Origin of the sequence: Roseburia sp. AM16-25 (assembly GCF_003473825.1) — a bacterium.
In the GTDB taxonomy this organism is placed as follows: Bacteria; Bacillota; Clostridia; order Lachnospirales; family Lachnospiraceae; genus Pararoseburia; species Pararoseburia lenta.
Map to the genome: position 1 here is coordinate 25,751 of NZ_QUCW01000005.1, position 24,450 is coordinate 50,200.

The window sequence follows — 24,450 nt, forward strand, 5'->3', positions numbered from 1 at the left end:
CTCTTTGTTGATGCTATCATAACATGTTTTTTTGTCCCTGCTATCTTTATGGCACAATCTGTATCTTTTGCGTCATAAATTGCAACTTTCTTTCCTAGTTAGAATAAAGCATTCCGCAGGCAATCGTTTGTACTTATGTTTTCAATTTTGTAAAAAGGGCATCGCCATAGAAAAGCGACACCCTTTTTTCAAACTTTCTAACTATTCTTCAAAAGACATCTGGCTTGGATTTGCATCATCCAGATAAGCCGTTCTCTCAGCACCATATTGGGCAAAGAAATCTTCTTTTTCTGTCATAACACCACCTGGTAATTCAATCGGGTATTCATCGATGCTATCTGTATCATACGACAAATTGTATCCTCCAACATCAGAATAACTATTGTAAACAATACGTGTTGCCTCTGACAACTTACATGCCGTTGCTCCGTCAGAAGAATCTCCCTTTTCATATGTACCATATGTCGTCACAGAGGTATGCCCAAGAAGCATATCATACGCAAATGTTGCCTCTGTCATCACCATCTCATATGTACCATCTTCCTTCAGGGTCAACTGATATTCATCATAATCGGTTCCGCCATAGGAATTTTCCTTATCTTCACCAAAAATGTATACACTACCCTTTGCCGCACCAGCATCAGATGCAGCGGAATTTCCTGCATTGCCGGAAGACTTGGATCCTCCAAGGAACTTAACACCCAGTCCACCGACCAAAAGACCAACGATCACTGCGACGATCACTAAAACAACAACTTTATTCTTCTTCACAATATCATCTCCTTCTTCTTCCTGCTTTGGCAGACTCTTTGCATATTTTGCCCAACGGATGCTGGTCAAGATGATCAAAAGTCCACAAATACCAAAGACAATAATATCTAAGATTATCAGTGCGATCTCCCATGGTGCCTTCTGGCTTGCCACCGTTCCGTCATCGGAAACGCTGTCCATGGCATTGGATGTACCAACTGCATAGATCACATTCTTTGCAGCGCGTGCCACATTGTTCATAACAGTTGCATTGGATGTCCAGTCTGTCGTACTTCCATCTTCCTCTGCGTAGGAATCCAGTGCCCAGTAACTCTTGTTGGTGTTCAGCCACAGGTCGGTTCCTGCCGCAAGACCGGATACGATATCCTGATAGAACATTGCCGGTACGGAAGCCTGGTCTGTGATGACCATACCTTCAAATCCCCATTCACCACGGAGTACATTGGTCATAAGTCCCTTGTGTGCGCCGACCCAACGGGCACCGATACGGTTCATACCAGCCATGGCTGCGTTGGTATTTCCGATCGTAACGGTATATTCAAATCCCTTTAAGTAAATTTCACGGATTGCCTGCTCATTTGCAAACATAGCACCGCCATAACGGTTGGTCTCCTGATCGTTCAAAGCAAAGTGCTTCATATAAGTGATAACGCCTTTTTCTCTTGCGCCCTTAACCTCATTTCCTGCCAACTGACCGGAAAGGAAGCCATCCTCTGAGAAGTATTCAAAGTTACGTCCGCTGTACGGAGAACGATGAATGTCAACACCCGGTGCATACCAGCCGGCAACGCCTGTGTTGATAGAGTCCTCGCCAAGACTGAGTCCCATTTCATACAAAAGATCTGTATTCCAGGTACAAGCCATCACGGCTTCTACCGGATATGCCATAGCAGACTGCCCACCGACCAGTGTTCCGGAAATACCGGAGGTACCGTCTTTATCGGTGGTTGCCGGAAGTCCGATATCATCTGCCTGAATGGTTGCATAACCACCCTGACGTACCAGTTGCATTGCGCGGTCTGCGGATAATTCGCTGACAAGTTCTGACCAGATCTCATCATCATAAGATGCATCCTTTGCATCGGATACCTTTTTATCACTATCCTGCTCAAATTCCGGCATAGCACTGCCGTCATTTACCACGTCATCGCTTCGATCCCATTGCAGATCAGAAAGCAAGGCATCACTTGCCGTCATGTTTCCATCTGCATAAGTGCTTGGGAATGATCCACTCCAGTCACTTCTGGTAAGATAAGCAAAGGAATCATCATAGTAACGGATATCGACATCTGCAAACTGGTTTGTGATGTCATTTCCTGTTTCCGTAGATTTCGCATAAGTTGTAGTATCCAGCGTATCTACAGTCGTCTTATAAGTCATATCCGCATTGCCGTCTGCATCCATACCATTTTCTGTGGTATAGCCCTTGGCTGCTAAGATATTATTGAGTGCCTCATGTGCATCGCTTGCTGCCGTAAAATAATAATCTCCGGCATCTACCACATAGGTCTTTGCATTTGCGGCATCATAGGCTTTCATGACTTCTTTATCCACCGATACGGTAACTGTCTGGTCTTTGCCCGGTTCGATGGAATCTGTCTTTGTAAATCCGACCAGTTCTACGGCTGATTTTTCAATACCGTTTTCCTTGTCATAGTCGGTATATGGCGACTGCATGTAGACTTCTACGACATCCTTGCCTGCCACATCCCCAGTATTCTTTACGGTCACACTGACTTCGTATGTATCGCCCTTATCCTCTACGGAATAATCAGACCACTTGAAGTCGGTGTAGGAAAGTCCATAGCCAAATGGGAACTGTACGGTAGAAGTGTAGTCATAATCGCCTGCATTTCCGCTTCCCATCACGGCATCTTCGTAACGTGTCTCATAATAACGATAACCAACATAGATACCCTCAGAATAAACAGTATATTTGTTGCCATTTGTCACATCACTGTTGGTGATGGTAAAATCACCAATGTTTTCTATGGATGGCGCACTCTGGGAATCATAGGCATAGGTATCTGCTAAATGTCCTGAGAAGTTAGTCTTTCCGGCAAGTGCTTCTGCAACTGCCTTGATACCTTCCTGACCAACACCGCCGACCCATACACAAGCCTTGACATTCTTGTAGGCTTCGTCATTTAAAAAGCCCAGTTCCATGGCATTGTTGGCATTGACAAGCACAACAACATTATCAAAATTCTGACAAGCCATGGTCAGCATGTCTCTTTCATCCTGATCCAGTTCCAGATATTTGTAGCCGCTTGCCAGTGGCTCGGTTGGGATATCTGCACTCTCGCCGCCACTGCGTCCGATACAAACGATGGCTGCATCATTGTAATCCTTGAAACTGTCTTTCACATCATCTGTGTAGACGCTTGCCGGCACTTCGTTTACGGCAAACTCGCCTGCGCCGGTCTCATCCGGTACGCTCTTGCGGTAATCCTTACCGGCACCGCTGTCATAGAAATCCCATAAGGTTTCATTGACTTCAAAACCGGATGCTTCCATCGCCTTTTTCAAATTAAGAGCCTGGGAAGTATCAACCGATCCGGAACCGGAACCGCCATAGACAAAGTCTACGGAATCCTGTCCCAGCAAAGATACCTTTGCGCCTTCTTTTAATGGCAATCCGTCCTCATTTTTCAAAAGGACCATGCCCTCTTCCTCAATGGTCTGGCAGACTTTTGCAGATTCATCTGTCGTAACCACATCGGAACCACTGGTGTAGACCGTAATCAGATCTTTATACAAAGATGCGTAATAATTGCCGATGGCAAGTGCAACGATCAATACACCACACACAACATAAGTCACTATGGACTTTGTTTTGCTAAATGGTTTTGTTTTCATTGTTTCCTCCTCCTTTTAAGCCTTTGGCTCAATCTTTCTATGCCTACCATAGTAAAAAAAGCCAGACCCTACAATGGGTCTGGCACATCTGACCGATTTCTGACATATTTGGCAGATTATCTATGTTCCGCTTCTTTATAAAGGCGCAAAAATTCCGCCGGCATAGGCAGGAGGATCTGCAGGGTAAACATATTATCGGCGACCGAGGTTGCCATGGAACCGCCGTATTTTTTAGCGATATGCCGCATACTCTTCATCCCAAAGCCGTGGTAATCTTTGTTGCGCTTAGTCGTGATCGGCAGCCCGTCCGCAAAGGCTACCTTTTCCTCACAATAATTGTTGATCTGGATACTAAGGAAATCCCCGACCGCCCGGATGGTCAGGCTGATGATACGCTTGTCGGTATCCTGATACTTGCTGACATTTTCTATGGCATTATCCAGAGCGTTTCCCAGCAGCGCATAAATATCCAGTGTCGACATAAAATCCAGATGACTGGCATCCACGATACAGGACAGGCGGATATCACGCCTGCCACAGATCAGGGTCTTCTCGGAAATAATGGTATTTACCACCTCATTTCCGGTCTCGACAACTGCATCATAGATACCGATGGCATCCTCCAGTTCCCGGATATAATCACTGCGCTCCCCTTCGCTGACATGCTCTAAGGCACGGATCTGGTGCTTGAGGTCATGGCACTTGTGATTGATGGTCTCGATATTTTCCCTGGAGAGTTCGTACTGGCGTTTTCTCTCATATAAGAGGTGCTCCACGATCTCCTTTTCCTGATTGATATTGCGGATCTGCAAGATCCCATGCTGCACCCAGAGAAGCAGAATACAGATCAGAAAATCTACCGTTGCCCCCTGATAATTTACATGATCATAGGTATTGGAATTGCTCACGAAAATTGCCTGACACATAAAGGTTGCCAGATAAACGATGCTAAACAACATACCACAAAAGGCGATATTGCTTGGATTATCTTCAAAGAGCCGTCCCCCGCTGTCCTTTAGTTTCTGATGAAAGACCTTGTAAAAAATAAAATAAAAGAGCGCTGTTGTAAAGATACACATAAGTCCGTAATCCCATAGTCTTTCCAACAAAATCTTGCAGACACCGCGCGCGATCACTTCATTGATGATGACATATTCAATGTGCTGCAGACTGTAGGCTCCCGCGCACAAGAACATGGCATCCGCCTTGCTCAGATCAAAACTGTAATAAATATAGAGGATGGTTCCCGCGGACAAAAGGACATACCACAAAATATTTACGGCATTGATCCAGATCCCCGATACCTGTTTGGTCAGATCCAATACATAGGTCACATAAATCCCTGCGGACAGACTAAAGACCAGCCAGCCCACCGGCAGCAGCCATTTCCCGGTCTTACGCTTCTTGGTAAAACAGGCGGCATAAAGGATCTCTGCCAAAAGGAGTTCCCAGATAAAGCGGAGTTCTTCAAAGACATCCAGTGCAGAAATTCCCATCATGCCATACCTCCGATATATCTGGTCAGAGCATCCACAAAGGCTGTCTTTTTGTTGCGGCTGATCGGCAGTTGGTCAGACCCTACCGTAACCGTATTTCCATGGAGACAGGCTACCTTTGCAAGATTGACTAGGTAAGATTGGTTACAACGGACAAAATGATAGCGTTCCAGTTCTTCCTCAGCCTCTTTCATGGCGCCGCGTACTTCATAGACCTGCCCGGTCGTATGGTATTGCAAATAATGACGGATGACCTCGACATACAGGATGTCCTCGATTGCCACCGGCTGTATGCCATCTGTCGTCTGCAGCATCATCTGCTTTTTCTCATGCCGCCCCATATAGCGCATTGCCTTTTTCATCTTGAGGTCAAACTCCTGATAGCCCAGCGGCTTGATGACATAATCGATTGCCTCGACCTCGTAGCCATGCAGGGCATACTGTGCCATATTGGTAATAAACATAAGCAGGACTTCCTTGTCATCCTGTCGGATCCTGCGCGCCAGAGAAATGCCGTCCATGCCCGGCATTTCCACATCCAGAAGGATCAGGTCTGCATCCTTTTGATAATGCTCCAAAAAATCCTCCGGACTTTCATAGACTTGTGCGATCACGCTGACCTTCTGCTCTTTTTCAAAAGTTTTCAGATAATCAGCGATCTCATCCCGCATCTTTTTTTCATCATCTACTACGACTACTCGCATACGTTTCTTCCTTTTCTTACACTGCAAAAGAGGTGCCGCTTTTGCGACACCTCTTATTCTATCATGGATTATTTTACTTTTGCAAATGCCTGATCCAGATCTGCGATAATATCATCGATATGCTCGGTACCGATAGACAAGCGGATCGTGTTTGGCTTGATGCCCTGATCTGCTAATTCTTCCGGTGACAACTGTGAATGTGTTGTTGTTGCCGGATGGATCACAAGGCTCTTTACGTCTGCTACATTTGCAAGCAGTGAGAAGATCTCCAGATTGTCGATAAACTCATGTGCTTCCTTCTGTCCGCCCTTGATCTCGAAGGTAAAGATAGAACCGCCACCATTCTGGAAGTACTTCTCATAGAGATCATGCTGTGGATGATCCGGCAGAGAAGGATGGTTTACATGCTCAACCTGCGGATGCTTTGACAGATATTCAACCACTTTCTTGGTATTCTCTACATGACGCTCGATACGGAGTGACAATGTCTCTGTTCCCTGTAATAAAAGGAAAGCATTGAACGGAGAAATGGTTGCTCCTGTATCACGAAGCAGGATGGCTCTGATGTAAGTAACAAAAGCTGCCGGACCTGCTGCATCTACGAATGAGATACCATGGTAACTTGGGTTTGGCTCAGCGATCGGCGCATATTTGCCGCTTGCCTTCCAATCGAAAGTACCACCATCAACGATCACACCACCAAGGCTGGTGCCATGTCCGCCGATGAACTTGGTTGCGGAATGAACAACGATATCTGCACCATGCTCGATCGGACGAATCAGATAAGGTGTTCCGAAGGTATTGTCGATCGCAAGCGGAAGACCATGCTTGTGTGCGATCTCTGCGATAGCATCGATATCAGGAATATCTGAATTTGGATTTCCTAAGGTCTCGATAAAGATGGCTGTGGTATTGTCTTGGATAGCACCCTCTACTTCTGCAAGATTGTGAACATCTACGAAAGTTGTCTCAATGCCGTAAAGTTTCAGGGTATGTGCTAAAAGGTTGTAACTTCCACCATAGATGGTCTTCTGTGCTACGATATGGTCGCCTGCTTTAGCAAGTGCCTGGATCGTATAAGTGATGGATGCTGCACCGGATGCAACGGCAAGACCTGCCACACCACCTTCCAGGGCTGCGATACGATCTTCAAATACACCCTGGGTTGAATTGGTAAGTCTTCCATAAATATTACCTGCATCTGCCAATCCGAAACGATCAGCGGCATGCTGTGAATTGCGGAATACATAAGATGTTGTCTGGTAGATCGGAACGGCTCTTGCATCGGTTGCCGGGTCTGCTTCTTCCTGTCCTACGTGTAACTGTAATGTCTCAAATCTGTATTTTCTTTCTTCACTCATTTTCATTTTCTCCTTTAAATCTGTTCTTGGTTTTTACTCGCTCTTTCTTATCTCATCTCTGCCTTGCGGCAACATTGCCAGGAACACATTCGAAAATGAACCAATTCATCAAAATAATTCATGATCTTTTTCTCTCCCTATATTCATACTAACTTACTAGGAATTGTGATGTTAGAATCATATCCTATAATTCCTAGTATGTCAATAGGTTTTTAGGACTTTTTCAAAAAAACTTTAAATGACATAATTATTCGCCATCATTCCCTGTTCTTCCTCGACAAGGTCAGCCAGCGTCGTGTTGTCGATCACGCTGCTGATGGCGGCATCCAGTTTCTTCCAAAAATGCAGTGTCACGCAGTTGTCCGCACGATCACACTGATTGATGTCATCTGCCAAGCATGCGACCGGCACCATATCTCCTTCTGTCAGGCGCAGGATCTGACCCATTGTGTAATCTTTTGGATCACGTGTCAGGACGTAACCGCCCTGGGGTCCACGGATCGATCTGACAAAGCCTGCCTTATTTAAAATAGATACCACCTGTTCCAGATACTTGTCTGAAATCCCCTGTCTTCCAGATACATCCTTGATGCGTACCGGCTCACCAGTATTGTGGAGTGCCAGATCTAACATAAAACGAATGGCGTATCTGCCTTTTGTTGAAACTCTCATATGAACCTCTTTTTCTATCAATAAATCTAATGTCCTGCCGCAAGTGCGACAGGACAACAACATACAAACCGATGCGATTAGTCTGCGAATAACGGTGTAGACAAATATCTATCACCGGAATCCGGAAGAAGTACCACGATATTCTTCCCTTTGTTTTCTTCTCTCTTCGCCACAATCGTAGCTGCCTTTAGTGCTGCGCCGGAAGAGATTCCAACCAGAACGCCCTCCGTTACTGCAAACTTTTTACCCTCAATAAATGCATCCTCATTCTCAATCGGAATGATCTCATCATAAATGCTTGTATCCAAAGTATCCGGTATAAAGCCTGCACCAATTCCCTGAATTTTATGCGCACCAGCCTTACCTGTGGAAAGAACTGCACTTGTTGCAGGCTCTACTGCGATCACCTTTACATTCGGATTCTGCTCCTTTAAGTAAGCACCAACACCGGAGATAGTTCCACCTGTACCGACACCGGCAATGAAGATATCCACAGCCCCATCTGTCTGTTTCCATATTTCCGGACCTGTTGTAGCTTTGTGCGCAGCCGGATTTGCCGGGTTCACAAATTGTCCTAACACAATCGAATCTGCAATCTCGTTCTTTAACGCTTCCGCTTTTTCAATGGCACCTTTCATACCTTTTGCACCTTCGGTCAAAACAAGTTCTGCCCCATACGCTTTCAAAAGATTACGACGCTCTACACTCATCGTATCCGGAAGGGTAATAATGGTGCGATATCCCCTTGCTGTCGCAACTGCAGCAAGTCCAATTCCTGTATTCCCGGAAGTAGGCTCAATAATGGTCGCGCCCTCCTTCAAGAGACCTTTCTTTTCCGCATCCTGAATCATCGCAAGTGCCACACGATCCTTCACAGAACCCGCCGGGTTTAAGTACTCCAACTTCGCTAGGATGGTTGCGTCCTTGACACCGACTGCCTCGGTGTAACGATTTAATTTCAAAATAGGTGTGTTACCGATCAATTCTACTGCACTGTTCTTAATGTCTGCCATTTGCTTTTCCTCCTGCAAATCCTGTCTGCTCACATCCGCTGATGCAGGCAACTAAGTATCAACATGTTTCATTTCATCACAAAATTCACAATTCCTATATTCCTAGTCAAATAGTAGGTTTTCTATGATTTGTAGTTTAAAGGATAGGATTTTATTTGTCAATACCTTTCTTTACCTTATCTCTGGCTTCTTTATACTCCTGCCTGTCCATCGGATAGATATAGCCACAACTTTCACACATAATGCCGCGTTCCTTTTCAATATTTACAACCGGTATCCAAAATAAAGTGCCCTGGTTTAAGTGGCGGCACAAGGTCATATATGCATCGTGTCCACAGTTTTTGCAAATACCTCTTCCTACATGTCCCTCGCGTTTGAATACCATTTTCTGTCCATGTACTACTGCCATTGCGCACCTCCGTTCAAGCGTGTGATCTGTTTCAGATTGGCAATCATACCGCTGAATTCCTCGGTCATCTTAGCGGCACTTCCCACCAGCGTTCGGCTGCCGTCGGCGGTTTCTAATGCTATGTAAATCGTCTCCTGGGGCTCGCCATCGACCATATTACAGCGGAAGACATTGTGAATCTCCTGTAAGTCCATGATGCGAAAGCCCTCCTTAGCCGCTGCAAAATCCAAAAGATACCGACGTCCATATGCCACCTGATATTTTTTGGAAAATTTTGCTCCCGTATAGGAAAAATCATTGTAAAGAATTTGCAGGCTTCCCTCCTCCTCCATTTCCCTCAACTGGGCTTTGATGCGCTTCTTCTTGGTTCCAGCTGTGCCAAACATCAGTATTGCAACAAAGGCAAAAATACCAGCCGCCAGAAGATATACATCCCCTTCGCTGTCTCCAATGCCCAGCAAAGCCAAAAAAAGTGCCAGAATAATAAATACCACGGCCGCTTTCACATTGACCTTGCACATTTCCACAAGTTTTTTCTTAAACTTCTCCATACCTAACCTCCCGATAGATGATTTCCAGCAATCTGCTTTATAGTCAATTATACCACCTGCCCGATTGGCCCACAATCACTGGCAAATAGAAAATACGCAAAAAAAGCCATCCAATGCCACGATTATGAAGTTGGCACTGGACGACTTTCGTCTTTTTCTTCGATTGTTCTTATCCCCTGTCTCATCTTCTGCCTCTACTTCTCTGCTAAACCAACGTCAACTTACCCAGTTTAGCGCCGTAAGCGATGCAAGACCACAATCTAAAGTTGAAGTTTACTCTGAATCAGTTTCTTTACAGCATCAAAACTCTCCTTGCTAATGACATGCTCAATACGACAGGCATCTTCCAAAGCAATTTCTTTCGGAACCCCCAGTGCCATGAGTCCCTGTGAGATCATTTCATGGCGTTCGTAAATCATCTCTGCAATCTCACGTCCTGCATCTGTAAGATAAATATATCCTGCATCTGTTACCGTAATCTGCTCCTTTTCACGCAGATTTTTCATTGCAATACTGACACTTGACTTTTTGAAATCCAGTTCATTTGCAATATCAACTGCTCGGACAACCGGTAATCTCTTACTAAGAATCAAAATGGTTTCCAAATAATTCTCAGCTGATTCATTAATAAATGTTCGCATACAATTCCAACCTCCTAAAATCTATGACTGACTCTGAGAGTAGCAAATAATCTTTTTCAAATGATTCTGATGTCAAAACTCTTTAGATATGACTATCATAACATATTTAGGATAGCAGGTGAAGTTATTTCTATGCTTCCTTTTACTCTGCTACTGTTTCATCTGCGATCGGCATGGCACCGTTATCCTCGTGTGCGATTTCCTCTAATGCCTCGCTTTCGGCCTCTGCATCCGCATTCTCCTCGCAGTCCTCATCATAAACTACGATCTCCCTGATCGCATGTTCATTTCCCTGCACCAGATAGGTATGCTCACTTCCGCAGTACGGACAGATCTTTCCGTGTTCTACCGTACCGTAAGTCTTTTCGCAGTCCTCACAGAAAGTAACTGCCGGGATCATCTCCACTTCCAACTGGCAATCCTTTAAGATCTCACTCTTGGTACACTTCCACTTCCAGCAGTCCTCCAGATAGGACGGAATGACGGTAGATACTTCTCCGATCTCTAAGACAACCTTGGCAACATGATTGACATGGTTTTCCACTGCCAGAGATTCTACTTTCTTTGCAATATGAAATACGATTCCTAATTCATGCATGTTCTTTTCCTCTTTAATCTCCATATTCCCCGGACAAGCGCAGTTTCTCATCCCCGCCTGCCTCGTAAGGCATCCGCATCTTGCAGACGCTGTACCAGTATAACATATCAGCCGCCTACTTGCATCCTTTTACGCAGGTAGACGGCTGATTATCACCATATTTTTATTTCTGGTAAAAATTATTTGTTCTGCATTGCCTCTTTATGCGCCTTGATTGCAGCCTTTTCCTCTGCTGTCTTTGGTGCAAAGACAATCTTAACGGCACGCTTCAACTCATAAGGAATGATAGCCTTGAACTTGTCTTCTGCTGTCACCATGGTTGAGCACTCTGGGTGATCTCTGTGGAGTGTGATAGCATCAAATGCACACTTCGTCGTACATACACCACAACCGATACACTTGTTGGCATCTACGATCGTAGCACCACAGCCTAAGCAACGGGAAGTCTCGATCTTGACCTGTTCCTCGGTAAGTGCGATATGCGCATCCTTGAAGGACTTGTTGCCAAGTGTCTCGTCAAATCCTTCTGACTGACGGGAAGAATTGTCGTAACTCTCTACTAAGATATCATCCTTGTTGAGTTCGATGAATTCCCACTTGTTACGTCCGATGGTCATATGACCATTCTGCACATATCTATGTAAGGATTCAGATGCCCAGTGACCTGCTGCGATCGCATCGATTGCGAACTTCGGTCCTGTCATGACATCACCACCGATAAAGAGATCCGGTGCGCCCTGCACCTGATAGGTAAGTCCGTCTGCTACCAGAGCCGGTCCTCTGAATTCTACATCTTCGCTCTTTAAGAGATCGCCCCATACAGACTGCTGTCCTACGGCAAAGATCACGCGGTCACAGTCGATCGTGATGGTCTCGCTTTCGTCATATTTTGGAGCAAATTTCTTGCGTCCGTCTACTTCTTCAAATACAGATACGCACTTCTTGAAGATGATGCCGGATACCTTTCCGTCTGTAACGAGAACTTCCTTTGGTCCCCATCCACACTTGATGGTAACACCATCTTCACCTGCTTCTCTTACTTCTTCATCAGATGCAGGCATTTCCTTCTCTGACTCCAAGCAAAGCTGTGTAACTTCTGAAGCACCGTTTCTTGCGCTGACACGAGCTGCATCGATAGCAACATTACCACCGCCGACAACAACAACCCTGCCATTGTAGTCTGCACCACCGCAGTTTGCATTCTTCAGGTAATCAATGGCTGTAAAGGTGCCTTCTGCATCATCCCCCGGTACACCAGGACGACGGCCTGCAGAGCATCCGATAGCAATATAGAATGCCTTGTATCCCTGTGCACGAAGTTCGTCTAAGGAGATATCCTTACCAACTTCTACGCCGGTCTTGATCTCAACGCCCATCTCGCGCATGATGTCGATCTCAGCCTCGATGACGTCTTTTTCCAACTTGTAAGATGGAATACCATAGCGAAGCATACCGCCGGCATTCTCGTTCTTCTCAAATACGGTTGGCTTGTAGCCTCTCTCTGCCAAGTAGAATGCGCAGGAAAGTCCGGCTGGTCCACCACCGATGATAGCGATCTTTTCTTCCCATCCGTTCTTGTGGATGCTGGCTGGAACAACGATCGGAGGAACGTATCTGGTATCTGCATGCAGATCGCGCTCTGCGATGAAACGCTTTACTGCATCGATAGCGATCGGTTCGTCAATGGTTCCTCTGGTACAAGCATCCTCACAACGTCTGTTACAGATACGTCCGCAGACAGCCGGGAATGGATTCTGCTTTTTGATCAGTGCCAGAGCCTCTGTGTACTCACCCTGTGCTGCCTTCTTTAAGTATCCCTGTACCGCGATATGTGCAGGACATGCTGTCTTACATGGAGCAGTACCGGTCTTGTGGGAATTGATACGGTTGTTGTCTCTGTAATCCGGGTCATAGTATTCCTTGCCCCATTTTACCTTATCCGGAAGCAACTGCTTTGGATAGGTCACTTCGGTTCCGTCTGCCTTGCAGAGTTTCTGTCCCAGTCTGGTTGCACCTGCCGGGCAATACTCTACGCAGCGTCCACAAGCCACACACTTGTCCTTGTCTACGTGTGCCACATAAGCGGAACGTGACATATTTGGTGTATTGAATAACTGTGATGTACGGAGTGCATTACAGATATTTACGTTACAGTTACAGATACCAAAGATCTTGTTCTCGCCATCGATATTGGTGATCTGATGTACGAAACCATTGTCCTCAGCACGTTGTAAGATCTCAAGTGCTTCTTCTTTTGTGATGTCATGACCCTTACCGGTCTCACGGCAGTAATCTGCGAAATCGCCGACACCGATACACCAGCCGTAATCATCATCTGCAACACCTTCACCGATCGCCTTACGGGAAGCACGGCAGGAGCAACGTCCTACACCGATCTTGCCTTCGTATTTAGACAGCCAGTAAGATAATTTCTCGATGTCGATGGCCTCATTTTCCATAGAGATCGCTTTCTCTACCGGGATAACGTGCATGCCGACACCTGCACCACCAGGAGGTACCATCTGTGTAATACCATCCAATGGGATATAAGTCATACGCTCAAAGAAAGAAGCAACATCCGGGTGCTGTTCCAATCTAGGATTGCCCTTGACATCCCCCGGGATTTCTTCCATGTTGAAAAGTTCAGCAGAACCAGGTACAAACATCGGAAGTGTGTAGCGTCTTTCTGACTGTGGTGCTGTACGGCCATTGTGGTCATAATGATAGCCGTAATCATACTCCAAAAGTCCGATATAAGACATTTCATCCAATAACTTCTGGAATCCTTCTTTCCCTTTTTCTGCTACCTTGTCTTTGTTCATTTCACAGAGTTGATCAAACGTGTAATGCACACGTCTTTTCATGGTAAGACCTACCTCTGCCATTTCCTCTGTAATGATCTCTGCGAGTCCCCAGTATTCCGGATCCTCTGCGGTAACGCCACCGATCATATGACCGGCAACATCTGTGATTCGCTTTCCTAAAGCGATGATCTTTGGACTTGGATTCTTGTCGCCTTTGTGATTCGCAGGCCACTCATTGTACTTATTCATGTCCATGTCTATACTCTCCTTTTCTCATTTCTTATTGCTTGTTTCTATTGTCTGCACCGATGCGGTGCTAAACATTCTCTTGTAATTACTTATGTATGTTCTTCGCTCATGCCAAAATGCATTTCCCGCAGACCCTCGACCTCGTCGCAGATCTCCTGTAAGCCACAGGAACCACAATCCATATTGACATCTTTTAGCATATGATCGATGGTCGCCGTGATCTGCTTGGTCTTTTTGAGCCCTTCCTGCAGACCGACGTAATCAGCACCCGGATCTGTGATAAAGATGATCTTTACTGCCTCGACTTCCTTGTGCCGGTGGAGTGCCTTTTGCATGGCATTACCGATCGCTGTAAAATTCAGCCCATCTTCCAGTGCATCTGCCGCCACGCGCACGCTCTCCCTGTCATTGGAAGATGAAACGCGAAGCATAAATCCCTTAGGGTAGATGTGGTAACGGAAGTAGCCGATGTTCTGGATGGTATTGTATAACTTGTCTCCCGTTCCAATACTATCCTCGGCAACACGTACCAGGGCGATCCTTGCATATGGGGTGTCCTCTGTGATCTGTGGCAGATCTTTTCCTATGAGGATGATCTCATCCTCTCCTACCAGCTCTGTCTCCGTCGTCACTAAGGTATTGCCCACGGCAGGAAGATTATGCCCGCCCAGTTCATATGCCATATCTGCCTGTAAGATCATCATTGCTTTCCCGGCATCCTGCCAGTCCCGGCTGATCGGATCTGCAGCGTCACCGACCGGAAGTTTCACGACATCCTGACCTGAAAGGTCAGTCAGAATGTCATTGATAATCTCATCATAAAGTCTCATAGATGTGTGTCTCTTTCTATCTTATCGTAATGCTTTAACATCAACGGTTCGATCGCTGCCGTAAGTTTCATATCCAAGTTAAAGAAATATACGATAAAACTCAAAACAAAGAGGCAAACCAAAACGATCGCAATGATCAAAAGTACATGAAGAAATGTTGCCATATTAAACCGCTCCTTCCTTAGCCATTCCCTTTTGACGTGCAAACTCTGCCGCCCCAAGTGCTCCCATCAACTGTGGGTCGATCGGAAGATCGATGACTTTCAAATTCAATACCTTTTCGATGGCTTCCTTCAAGCCGTCGTTCTTGGCACATCCACCGGTCAAAGTGATGGAATCTACAGCACCTGCCTTCTTTGACATAACGAAGCAGCGCTTTGCAACGGATAACTCGATACCTGCTGCGATCTCATCCATCGGCTTGCCCTCTCCTACCAAAGAGATAACCTCTGACTCTGCAAATACGGTACACTGTGCCGTGATCGGGATCACATTCTTTGCCTTCAAAGATAACTTGGAAAACTCAGACAGATCCATTTCAAATGCCTTTGCCATTGCCTCAAAGAAACGTCCGGTTCCGGCTGCACACTTGTCATTCATGGCAAAGTTTAAAACGGTTCCGTCAGCATCAATGGCAATACCCTTGACATCCTGTCCGCCGATATCGATGATTGCCTTGACATTTGGGTCTGCTACATGCACGCCCATGGCATGACAGGAGATTTCTGAGATATTCTCGTCTGCGGAAGGTACCTTGTTACGTCCGTATCCGGTACCTACCAGATAAGCCAGATCATCTGCTGACTTTAAGTCCGGCACCTGGGCAACTGCCTTTTCAATGGATTCTTCACAGGAAAGTACCGCATTGATACGGCTGCGTAGTGTTACATCTGCTACCATCTTTCCTGTCTCATCGATGATGACACATTTTGTATAAGTTGATCCGGAATCACATCCGCCATAATATTTCATCTTGTTCCTCCTTTTTACCATGAATGCTCGTCGTGCAATACTTCCAGCGACGGATCCAGTGGTTCTTCCTTAAATACAGTTCTCATATAACGATTGACCTGATCACGAACACCCTGACGGGATACGATACGAGGATCGAACAGATCGTGGGTTACCCAGATCAGATGAATACCTTTTTCTCTTGCCTTTTCCTCGAACTGTCCATGCATACCATCCAGTGCCTTACATGCCATGTGCTCCCAAAGGATGACCACATCGGCATTGAACTCTTCACAGAACTCCCAGAGTTCGTCTAAGAGAACCTTGTAACCACCGTGGGTACGGTTTCTCATGATCATATTCTCTGTCAGCCAAGCCATATCATAATATGCCTTTTCGCGGTTCTCCGGTGTATCTTCCTCTGCGATCATTTCGGTATTGACCATGGAAAGCATATCGGTCAGCGGAACGATGCCCCAGCAGTTTAAGATCCAGAGCAAAAAGTCCATATAAAAGTGTGACTGTACGCCCCATACGATAGCACGGTGACGATACTCTCTTGCCATCATCATCTTGTCTTTGTATGCCTGATTGGCAAGTGCGGTCAGTTTGCGGTCTACATTGACGAACTCCGGTACCTTACCACAGATAGCCATGTAGTTGGTCTCTGTATAAAGCGCAAGGTTGGAACCAAAGACCTGTGGATAATCGGTCTTGTTCATGTCCAGCCACTCCATACGGTGTCTGGTAGACTCATTGACACGCTTTGCACACTCAAAGTAGTAAGACCAATCCCATTTCTCGCCTGTCTTTTCTTCGATAAAGGCGATACAATTCTTGATCTCCTGTGCTGCGTAATCCTGTACGTCGTCCTCTCTGTGGCGCATCGGGGCTGCCAACTGGAAGATCGGGATACCGTCTTCTAATTCCAGACGCTTAGCAATACCACCGTTACTCATAAGGGAACCGTCACAGGTCGTATTACACTGTACGGCGCAGGCACCAAGGATCGGTGCATCATCATCAATGGAAACGCCAAGTTCTGCCTCCGGCATCGGACAAACATCACCGGCAAGTCCGTATTCCTGTGCCACATCAATATAATGAAGGGCTGCTGTTTGGTTCAGAAGAACGGATACATAGGTGGACGGCGTCTCACGGGAAAGTCCCTTCAAGGTAGGAAATCCCATCATAACGGCTGTCATTTCGTTCTCATCTACCAAAACGACCTTCTTGGAAAACTCCTCATCATTGCCGATGCGGCGGTCGCCACGGAAAAGATTGTCGAGAAGTTTTGCTACGTCATAAACGACCAGATCCTGCTCTAAATGGCACATACGAAGGTATGGTCCACGCAGTCCCTGTGTATGCTTATCTACCATCATCGGTACTGCCAGATAGTTTGCCATCCAGCGGTAACGGAACATGGCTTTGATATTTCTAGGTTTGATGATAAAGCCTGCCAACTGCTTCATAATATAAAGCCAACGTGTGTAATCATAAAAGGTATCTTTGAATCCACGCCACTCACGTCTGCTTCGTACTTTTCCATCGGTAAAAAATCTACCCAGCGCTTCTGCGCCTACTTCTTTTGCCATTATTTCTTACCTCCTTGAATCTTCTTGATCTCAATGCTCTCTACGAATGCCTGCACACGTGTGCGCATCTGACCGGAAGAGCCAATGGAATACGGACGATCCACAGCAAGTACCGGATAGCCGTGCTCATCACGGAGCACGATCGTACCGATCATACGCTCATAAGCCCATGGATCACAGAACTTCATCTGTTCGTAGATAATACCGTCTGCGCCGTATTCCTTGGCAAGATCTGCAACGTAATCACGTCTGCCAGTCATCTTTGCCATATCCCAATAACGCGGGCACTGTGCTCTGCCCTGCACCTGACGGCAGATCTGTTTTACCACGTCTTCCTCGTCATTTAGGATGATCTCATCACGTCCCGGCAAAGATCCGTAGCAGAAACGGTCTGCACATACATAAGCGCCGGATTCTTCTACCAGTTTGATGACATCAACATCATCCACCTCAGAGCCGACAAAAACAACACGAGCACGGTACTTGTCAGCCGCATCCGGCTCCCTGGTCTTGATCTCCTCCAAGGTCTCGCGGAGTTTGTCTAGGATCAGATGCTTTGGTGCCACGTAACTTGCCATGGTAAGGATGTGGAACTCATAGCCTGTCACGCGCGGATTGGCTTCCTTACGGAAGTCTCCGATCTGACGGATCAGACGGCATACTTCATTATGCTGATCTACTGCTGCACGGATCGCCTCATCGGATGTGTCGATACCATATTTTTCTGCCAGAGGCTTTAAGATATGGTTGCGGCACTGTAAGGTATACATTTCCAGCGCATTGTCATCGTTTTTCTGTGGAATCTCCATGTATTCCCAGAAAAATCCGTCCTTGCCCTGACCCATGGTCTTAAGCAGTTCCATGTTCTCTACGCAACGATTCATCATGGTACAGCCGTCCGGTGTCACGATACCATCTACGAAGTTGTAGCCGCCCTCAATGGCTCTCTCCAAAAGTGCTCTACTGTACTCGCACAAGAAACTTGTCATGTAGTAAGTAGCCATCTCCATAGAGCCTGTACGCGGTGCACGAAGTCTTACCGAAAATGTGCCCGGAAGATTTAAGAGTGGTTCCGGTACATTCTCGCAAGTCGTTGCGATACACTTAAGACCCTCGTCCTGTGCCTGACGCACAAGTTCGTTATTGGCATCTTCCAATAACTTTTCAAAATAATATAAGTGCTTTAAGTCTTTCACGCTTGCCCTCCTTTACGCTTCTAAGATTCCTATACCGATCAGAGCTTCCTTGGCTCCCCTGACGATTGCCGCATCATCATCCAAATAAAATACGCTCTCTCCCTTGAGATCGAACTCTGCCAAAGAGGCATCCGATAATATGTAGGAAAGTACCGGGATATCGCCCACGTCCATGTACTGTTTGACGTCTAAATTCGGAAGGCGGTTTGCGATCACGCCGACCTTGTCGTACATAACGAGTTCGTCTGCTACCTGCTTGATGGTCTTTACGACCTGTGTCCCCTTCTTGGAAGAGTCTGTGATCAGCATGAGGTGTGTCACCTTTTCCATGACACGACGGTTGATCTGCTCGATCCCCGCCTCGCCGTCGATCACGATATAATCATAATTCTCTGCCAAAAGACCAATAACTTCTTTCAGGTAACTATTGATCTTGCAATAGCAGCCTGCTGCCTCCGGTCTTCCGATAGCAATAAAAGAAAAGCCATCCATCTCGACGAGCGCGTCGAAAATACGGTATCTGGCTTCTCCTAATAATTCAATTGCCGCCTTAGCGTTGCCGTCCTCTGCGTTTGCAACCACCTCTTTGCGGATATCGTCTACCGTGAGTTTCACGTCCACACCCAAGGCGGTAGACAAGCCAACAGCCGGGTCTGCATCAATGGCAAGGATCCGCTTATCCGGATAGGCTGCCACCAAGAGTTTGACCATAACTGCTGCAAGCGAGGTCTTACCAACGCCACCCTTACCGGCAACGGCAAGGATCTTGGCATCAATCTTGTCTGTATTCATTTGCTGTCTCCCTTACTTTACTTATGCATAGCCCTTTATAAGAAGTTTATAAAAAGATTATTTAAAGTTTATCATAATCTATGCGCTTTTTCGACACATAATGCCACGATTGTGTAAAAATGTCATATTGCACAAATTATGTCCATTAATTTCATACATAATTACTATGCGTCGTTTATGCCACATATGTCTGTATTTATTACAAAATTACTTTTTTATAAGCCAAAGGGACACTCCTTATGACAAAAGGGACGCTCCTTGTGGCAAAAGGAACGTCCCAGATTTTAATATCTTATTTACTTTTTATCAACAATTTTAGTGCTTCTTTTGCATCTGTCGACTTCTGCGAAGTTCTGCAATCAAAAGTGCAAATCCACCAACAATAATAAGGGCAAGTACCACACATGATACCGGTGAAGTTTCTCCGGTTACCGGTGCCTTGGCATTTACTGTTGTTTTCTGTGCTGCCTGCGCTCCACCATTTGGCTGGACATTTGTAATGCCTGCGGTTGGGGTGGAAGGGGTTGGTGTTGCGGCAGAGCCAGTATTTCCACTATTAGAAGATGCTGTGACTGAGAAGTTTGTTACTGCTGTTCCACCAATTGACTGAATAGCAATCGTGTGACTTCCCTTGGATAACGTGTCAAGGAAAGACTGTTTCAGCCGTACAATCGTACTACCTTCCGACACATCATAATTGGATCGATCCACTTTCACACCATCGACCAATACAGCTACAAATTCACTGAATGGAGCATTAGAACGGAAGGTCAATGTACCATCCTTACCAATGGTATGTTTCCCATTGGCTCCATCGATTATTTTATAGGTGTTTGAAACTAATTTGTCGATTGGCTCAGTTTTGGTTGCTCCACATCCCGTACAAGTAAATGTCTTCACACCTTCCTCACTTGTTGTCGGCTGTTTTGTTATTTTTCCTTCATCCCATGTATGCTGATGATTTGGTTCATCGGCTGTTGTCAGCATAAGCATATACCCTACATGGCGTATCTTGTATTGCGTATCATCACTGACAATATGTTTGCTGTAATCTACACCAGGTGTTGCACTTGCTGCAGCAACAACAGGTTTTCCAGCCACAGGTTTGTCTTTTGTCGATACTCCTATGATGCCACTGAATGGATCTGATATATCTAGTTTCACATATAACGTTTCATAACCACTTTCTCGTGTAGAACTTGTCATGTATACATTGTTATTCTTTCCGCCAGCCGTATTGTCTATAACTGTGGCACTACCGGAAACATTTAGTTCTGCTGCTCCACCAGTATCATATGCACTAGTTCTTGCTAATGCGGATCCATATACCCCTCCGCCTTGATAAGTTGCCGTATTTCCACATATTTTACCACCATTCATGAAAAACTTTGCTGTCCAGCTGACATATACTCCGCCGCCATTACCATAACTAGACCATGTACTATCTGCGGTATTACCTGTAATTGTTCCTCCATACATATGAAATTCTGACGGTCCATTATAAACACTACGGGTAACTTCAACACCACCGCCATTCTTGGCTATATTTCCGCTGATTGTTCCACCATACATATGAAATATGCTGGATTTGCCCGCTTCTTTCACTCCTTCTACACTGACACCGCTTCCGCCCGTATCATATTCTGATGTATTGCCTGTAATAGTACCGGCATACATATCAAATGTACCACCCTGTACTTTTACACCTTTTCCTTGGTATGTTTCTCCTGATAAATTCTTTGCATGCTTAATCGTTCCCGTACCTTGACAATCCGTCAGCACGAAATGTCCCTCAACCATGACAGCATCCACATCGTTTGTTTCACCTTCTGGATTTTGCATGATAATACTATGACCATTCAAACAAAGTGCAACATCGTCAGATATTTTCAATCCACAATACTGATTTCCACTTGTATATACACTACTGTATGTATCAGTAGATGTGATTGTCACATCCTGCTTTAAGTAATAATATCCACCTGATGTAATTTCCGACAAATCATCAATACCCGTCCATACCTGATTCTTATTACATCTGTGACCCTTCGTACTTAAGTTATTCGTACCGCAGACACAATGTGTATGTTCCGTAGGTGTCGGTTCTGTTGCGTCCTTCCCTGTTAACACCAGTTTCGTAGGATCACTACTATCGTGCATGATCTTATAGTTAGCGCTATCACTGGTAATAATGTTACTATAGTCCTTATTTGCAGTTGCTCCTTGAACAACAATAACCGGATTTTCAGCGGTTGGCACCACTCTATCCGTGTACACACCAAGCGTGCCATTCATATCACCAGCAATTTTAATAGTCTTGGTCTCACCACTACTGGTTGTATATAGACCAACATTACTTACACTACCATCTGCCTTTTTATTACCAGTGATTTTGACATTGCCTGACACTGTTATGTCACTAACGGCGTACACTCCACCGCCTTCTTTTTCCGTAGTATTACCTGTGATATTTCCACCATACATATAAAAATAACAGCCCCACTGTGTCGGTATATACACGCCACCACCATCACTAGCCGAATGATTATTGGTAATCGAGCCCCCATACATCTTAAAAGTTCCAGATAAGTACACGCCGCCACCACAATTTCTACCATCAGATGGATTATTACTTGTAGCATCGTTTCCAGTAATTGAACCGCCATACATCTTGAAGGTTCCCCCGCTGACATTTATAGCACTACCTGTATATGTTATTCCATCCGCATTCTTAGCATGCGTAACCCTGCCTGTATTCTTACAGTCCGTCATTGTAAATGTAGTATTACTCTGTACAAAAATATCATTACTCAGATTCCTACCTGTCGCTGTAATACTATGACCATTTAAACAAAGTACTACACCATCAGGCACTTGCCAACCACGATACATATCACTTGTATCCGTTGGCACATTAAGTACTACATCATTTTCCAGATAATAATTCCCCGCTGTATCCGGCAGGCTATTCGTTTTTGTCCATGCCTCAAATGTGATTTCTGTTTCCGACGTATGGTCGCCAACATCTTTATGCGTTGCTCCACATACACAGTGTTTGTGTTCACCGGCTGCCTTTACCTGCAATGCCTGACTTGGCATAAGTCCAAGCACCATTCCTAAGCATAAGAAAGCCCCAAGTATTTTTCCAAATGTCTTTTTCATAAGCGTTCTCCTTTTTTCCGTTCCCTTTGGTGTCTGTTTCTTTCCATCCACCTTTTTCTTACATCTATCATAACGAATTTGGGGGCTTAAAATTTCGTTCGGCGCGAAGTGTAGATTTTGGGGTGCGAAATGCGAAAAAGACCACTACCTCGCAATGTCTTACAAGGTAGTGGTCTTATATAATATTACATTTATGCTCTGTGTGCCTTGCGCAATTCTGCAATCAAAAGTGCAAATCCACCAACAATAATGAGGGCAAGTACCATGCATGATACCGGTGAAGTTTCTCCGGTTACCGGTGCTTTGGCATTTACTGTTGTTTTCGGTGCTGCCTGATTATTGGTATTTGATGCCACCTGCGTTCCACCGTTTGGCTGGACATTTGTAATGCCTGCTGTCGGAGCAGAAGGTGTTGGTGTTGTGGCAGAGCCAGTATTTCCACTATTAGAAGATGCTGTAACTGAAAAGTTTGCCGTTGCTGTTCCGCCGATTGATTGAATAGCAATCGTATGGCTTCCCTTAGATAGCGTATCTAGGAAAGACTGTTTCAGACGTACAATCGTACTACCTTCCGACACGTCATAATTGGACGGATCCACTATTACGCCATCGACCAATACAGCTACAAATTCGTTGAGTGGCGCACTAGAACGGAAGGTAAGTGCCTCTGCCTTGCCTATAACATGCTGTCCGTTATCTCCATCCTTCATTACCGGCTTTTCAGGAGCTGGCGTTGGCTCTGGATTCGGCGTCGGTTCCGGATTCGGCGTCGGTTCCGGATTCGGTTCTGGTTTCGGATTCGGTTCTGGATTTGGTGTTACATTGCGTGCTATTGCTGCTGGCAATGTAATTGTAGTATCAGCCGTAGGCGTTCCATTTACAACGATAACCGGTCCCCACCCTTCCAATACATATCTTGCCACTGTAATGCCATTTTTTGTAATCATCGGATAATCATCTTGAATATAGTAATCTTCGTCTGCGGTATAATATACCGGCTCCATTGCACCCAACAAATTGGTCTGTTGTTCTGCGCCATGATATGGATAATGCGTTAATCCTTCTCCTGCAATGAGTGTCACACTATATGTCTTTGGCTTAGCTTCTCCACAATAGATACATTTATCGTTCTCATTATAAGAATGGCGGCACAGTTGGTAATATGTCTTGTTCAACTGTGGAGTTCCAATATTTACATTTGTACACCCTTTAAACATATCTGTGTTCCAGTCTGATCCCAACATTGTAGCACTCGGCAATGTAGCATTTGGTAATGTCCATGCTATCGTGTGACTACTATCCTTCGTACTCGTCATGGATAAATTCTTGCAATTCTTAAACATACATCTATAACAATCTAGCGCTAATTTTGTAGCTGGCAGATTTGGAATTTGCTGTAGCGATGTACATCCCTGAAACATGCCAAAATAGCATTCCTGCCGCAATGTCGTTGCTGGCAGTTCTGGAGTTTTTGTTAGGGATATACAATCTTGAAACATATTAGAGTAACACCAGTCATCCAGAGTTGTTGCCGGCAACTTGTCTGGTCCTATTTTCATATTCGTGCATCCTGAGAACATACTTGTATAGGCATTATATCCCAGCGTAGTTGCTGGTAATTCTGGCGCTGCTACCAAGCTCTTACAATTCTGAAACATACACGCATATCCATTACTTCCTACCCGTGTTGATGGTAATTCCGGGGCTTGTGTAAGACCATCACAATTCATAAACATGCCTCCAAAGCCAGACGCTACTGTATCAGGATTTCCACCATTCCCGTCTTTAAGACT

18 protein-coding genes and 1 pseudogene are annotated in these 24,450 nt (G+C 45.4%); all 19 read right to left on the reverse strand.

The features are described from left to right. Window positions 1–201: 201 nt before the first annotated feature. The gene (locus DW183_RS11205) at window positions 202–3,630 is read right to left on the reverse strand and encodes a glycoside hydrolase family 3 N-terminal domain-containing protein (protein ID WP_118282158.1); all 3,429 of its coding nucleotides are present in this window, start codon (window positions 3,628–3,630) and stop codon (window positions 202–204) included. A 116-nt stretch (window positions 3,631–3,746) separates the two neighbouring features. Further along, a complete protein-coding gene (locus DW183_RS11210; protein ID WP_118282161.1) occupies window positions 3,747–5,129 on the reverse strand; it encodes an ATP-binding protein in 1,383 nt (460 codons plus the stop codon). Then, complete coding sequence (locus DW183_RS11215) at window positions 5,126–5,830, reverse strand: LytR/AlgR family response regulator transcription factor (protein WP_118282163.1); 705 nt, start codon at window positions 5,828–5,830, stop codon at window positions 5,126–5,128. Before DW183_RS11215 ends, DW183_RS11210 begins: the two co-directional genes overlap by 4 nt. A 68-nt stretch (window positions 5,831–5,898) precedes the next feature. Next, window positions 5,899–7,191: an O-acetylhomoserine aminocarboxypropyltransferase/cysteine synthase family protein gene (locus DW183_RS11220; protein WP_118282166.1), complete on the reverse strand. Its 1,293-nt coding sequence runs from the start codon at window positions 7,189–7,191 to the stop codon at window positions 5,899–5,901. 234 nt (window positions 7,192–7,425) lie between these two features. After that, entirely contained in the window at window positions 7,426–7,863 is a 438-nt protein-coding gene (locus DW183_RS11225; RefSeq protein ID WP_118282168.1) for an RrF2 family transcriptional regulator, read from the reverse strand. A 77-nt stretch (window positions 7,864–7,940) separates the two neighbouring features. Next, on the reverse strand, window positions 7,941–8,876 hold the full coding sequence (gene cysK, locus DW183_RS11230; RefSeq protein WP_118282171.1) for a cysteine synthase A: 936 nt from the start codon (window positions 8,874–8,876) through the stop codon (window positions 7,941–7,943). 151 nt (window positions 8,877–9,027) lie between these two features. Next, window positions 9,028–9,285: a zinc-ribbon domain-containing protein gene (locus DW183_RS11235; protein WP_118282174.1), complete on the reverse strand. Its 258-nt coding sequence runs from the start codon at window positions 9,283–9,285 to the stop codon at window positions 9,028–9,030. Then, window positions 9,276–9,836 carry a hypothetical protein gene (locus DW183_RS11240; protein ID WP_118282176.1) on the reverse strand — a complete coding sequence of 187 codons (561 nt, stop codon included), beginning with the start codon at window positions 9,834–9,836 and terminating at the stop codon, window positions 9,276–9,278. Before DW183_RS11240 ends, DW183_RS11235 begins: the two co-directional genes overlap by 10 nt. A gap of 260 nt (window positions 9,837–10,096) precedes the next feature. Further along, the gene (locus DW183_RS11245) at window positions 10,097–10,477 is read right to left on the reverse strand and encodes a metal-dependent transcriptional regulator (protein ID WP_118282179.1); all 381 of its coding nucleotides are present in this window, start codon (window positions 10,475–10,477) and stop codon (window positions 10,097–10,099) included. 259 nt (window positions 10,478–10,736) lie between these two features. Beyond that, window positions 10,737–11,075: pseudogene (locus DW183_RS11250) on the reverse strand (hydrogenase maturation nickel metallochaperone HypA); the annotation flags it as partial. A gap of 179 nt (window positions 11,076–11,254) precedes the next feature. Beyond that, window positions 11,255–14,128: an FAD-dependent oxidoreductase gene (locus DW183_RS11255; protein ID WP_118282340.1), complete on the reverse strand. Its 2,874-nt coding sequence runs from the start codon at window positions 14,126–14,128 to the stop codon at window positions 11,255–11,257. An 89-nt stretch (window positions 14,129–14,217) separates the two neighbouring features. Continuing rightward, window positions 14,218–14,958 carry a carbon monoxide dehydrogenase gene (locus tag DW183_RS11260; protein WP_118282181.1) on the reverse strand — a complete coding sequence of 247 codons (741 nt, stop codon included), beginning with the start codon at window positions 14,956–14,958 and terminating at the stop codon, window positions 14,218–14,220. Next, complete coding sequence (locus DW183_RS12555; RefSeq protein ID WP_178011150.1) at window positions 14,955–15,122, reverse strand: hypothetical protein; 168 nt, start codon at window positions 15,120–15,122, stop codon at window positions 14,955–14,957. Before DW183_RS12555 ends, DW183_RS11260 begins: the two co-directional genes overlap by 4 nt. A 1-nt stretch (window position 15,123) precedes the next feature. After that, complete coding sequence (locus tag DW183_RS11265) at window positions 15,124–15,930, reverse strand: acyl-CoA dehydratase activase (protein WP_118282184.1); 807 nt, start codon at window positions 15,928–15,930, stop codon at window positions 15,124–15,126. 14 nt (window positions 15,931–15,944) lie between these two features. Further along, window positions 15,945–17,507 carry a 2-hydroxyacyl-CoA dehydratase family protein gene (locus tag DW183_RS11270; RefSeq protein ID WP_118282187.1) on the reverse strand — a complete coding sequence of 521 codons (1,563 nt, stop codon included), beginning with the start codon at window positions 17,505–17,507 and terminating at the stop codon, window positions 15,945–15,947. Next, the gene (locus DW183_RS11275) at window positions 17,507–18,703 is read right to left on the reverse strand and encodes a 2-hydroxyacyl-CoA dehydratase family protein (RefSeq protein WP_118282190.1); all 1,197 of its coding nucleotides are present in this window, start codon (window positions 18,701–18,703) and stop codon (window positions 17,507–17,509) included. The genes DW183_RS11270 and DW183_RS11275 overlap by 1 nt, the downstream gene beginning before the upstream one ends. A gap of 12 nt (window positions 18,704–18,715) precedes the next feature. Beyond that, on the reverse strand, window positions 18,716–19,495 hold the full coding sequence (locus DW183_RS11280) for an ATP-binding protein (protein ID WP_118282193.1): 780 nt from the start codon (window positions 19,493–19,495) through the stop codon (window positions 18,716–18,718). Window positions 19,496–19,810: 315 nt separating this feature from the next. Beyond that, complete coding sequence (locus DW183_RS11285) at window positions 19,811–22,657, reverse strand: hypothetical protein (RefSeq protein ID WP_118282196.1); 2,847 nt, start codon at window positions 22,655–22,657, stop codon at window positions 19,811–19,813. Between the two features lie 191 nt (window positions 22,658–22,848). Beyond that, window positions 22,849–23,973: a hypothetical protein gene (locus DW183_RS12460; protein ID WP_158573077.1), complete on the reverse strand. Its 1,125-nt coding sequence runs from the start codon at window positions 23,971–23,973 to the stop codon at window positions 22,849–22,851. Window positions 23,974–24,450 lie beyond the last annotated feature (477 nt).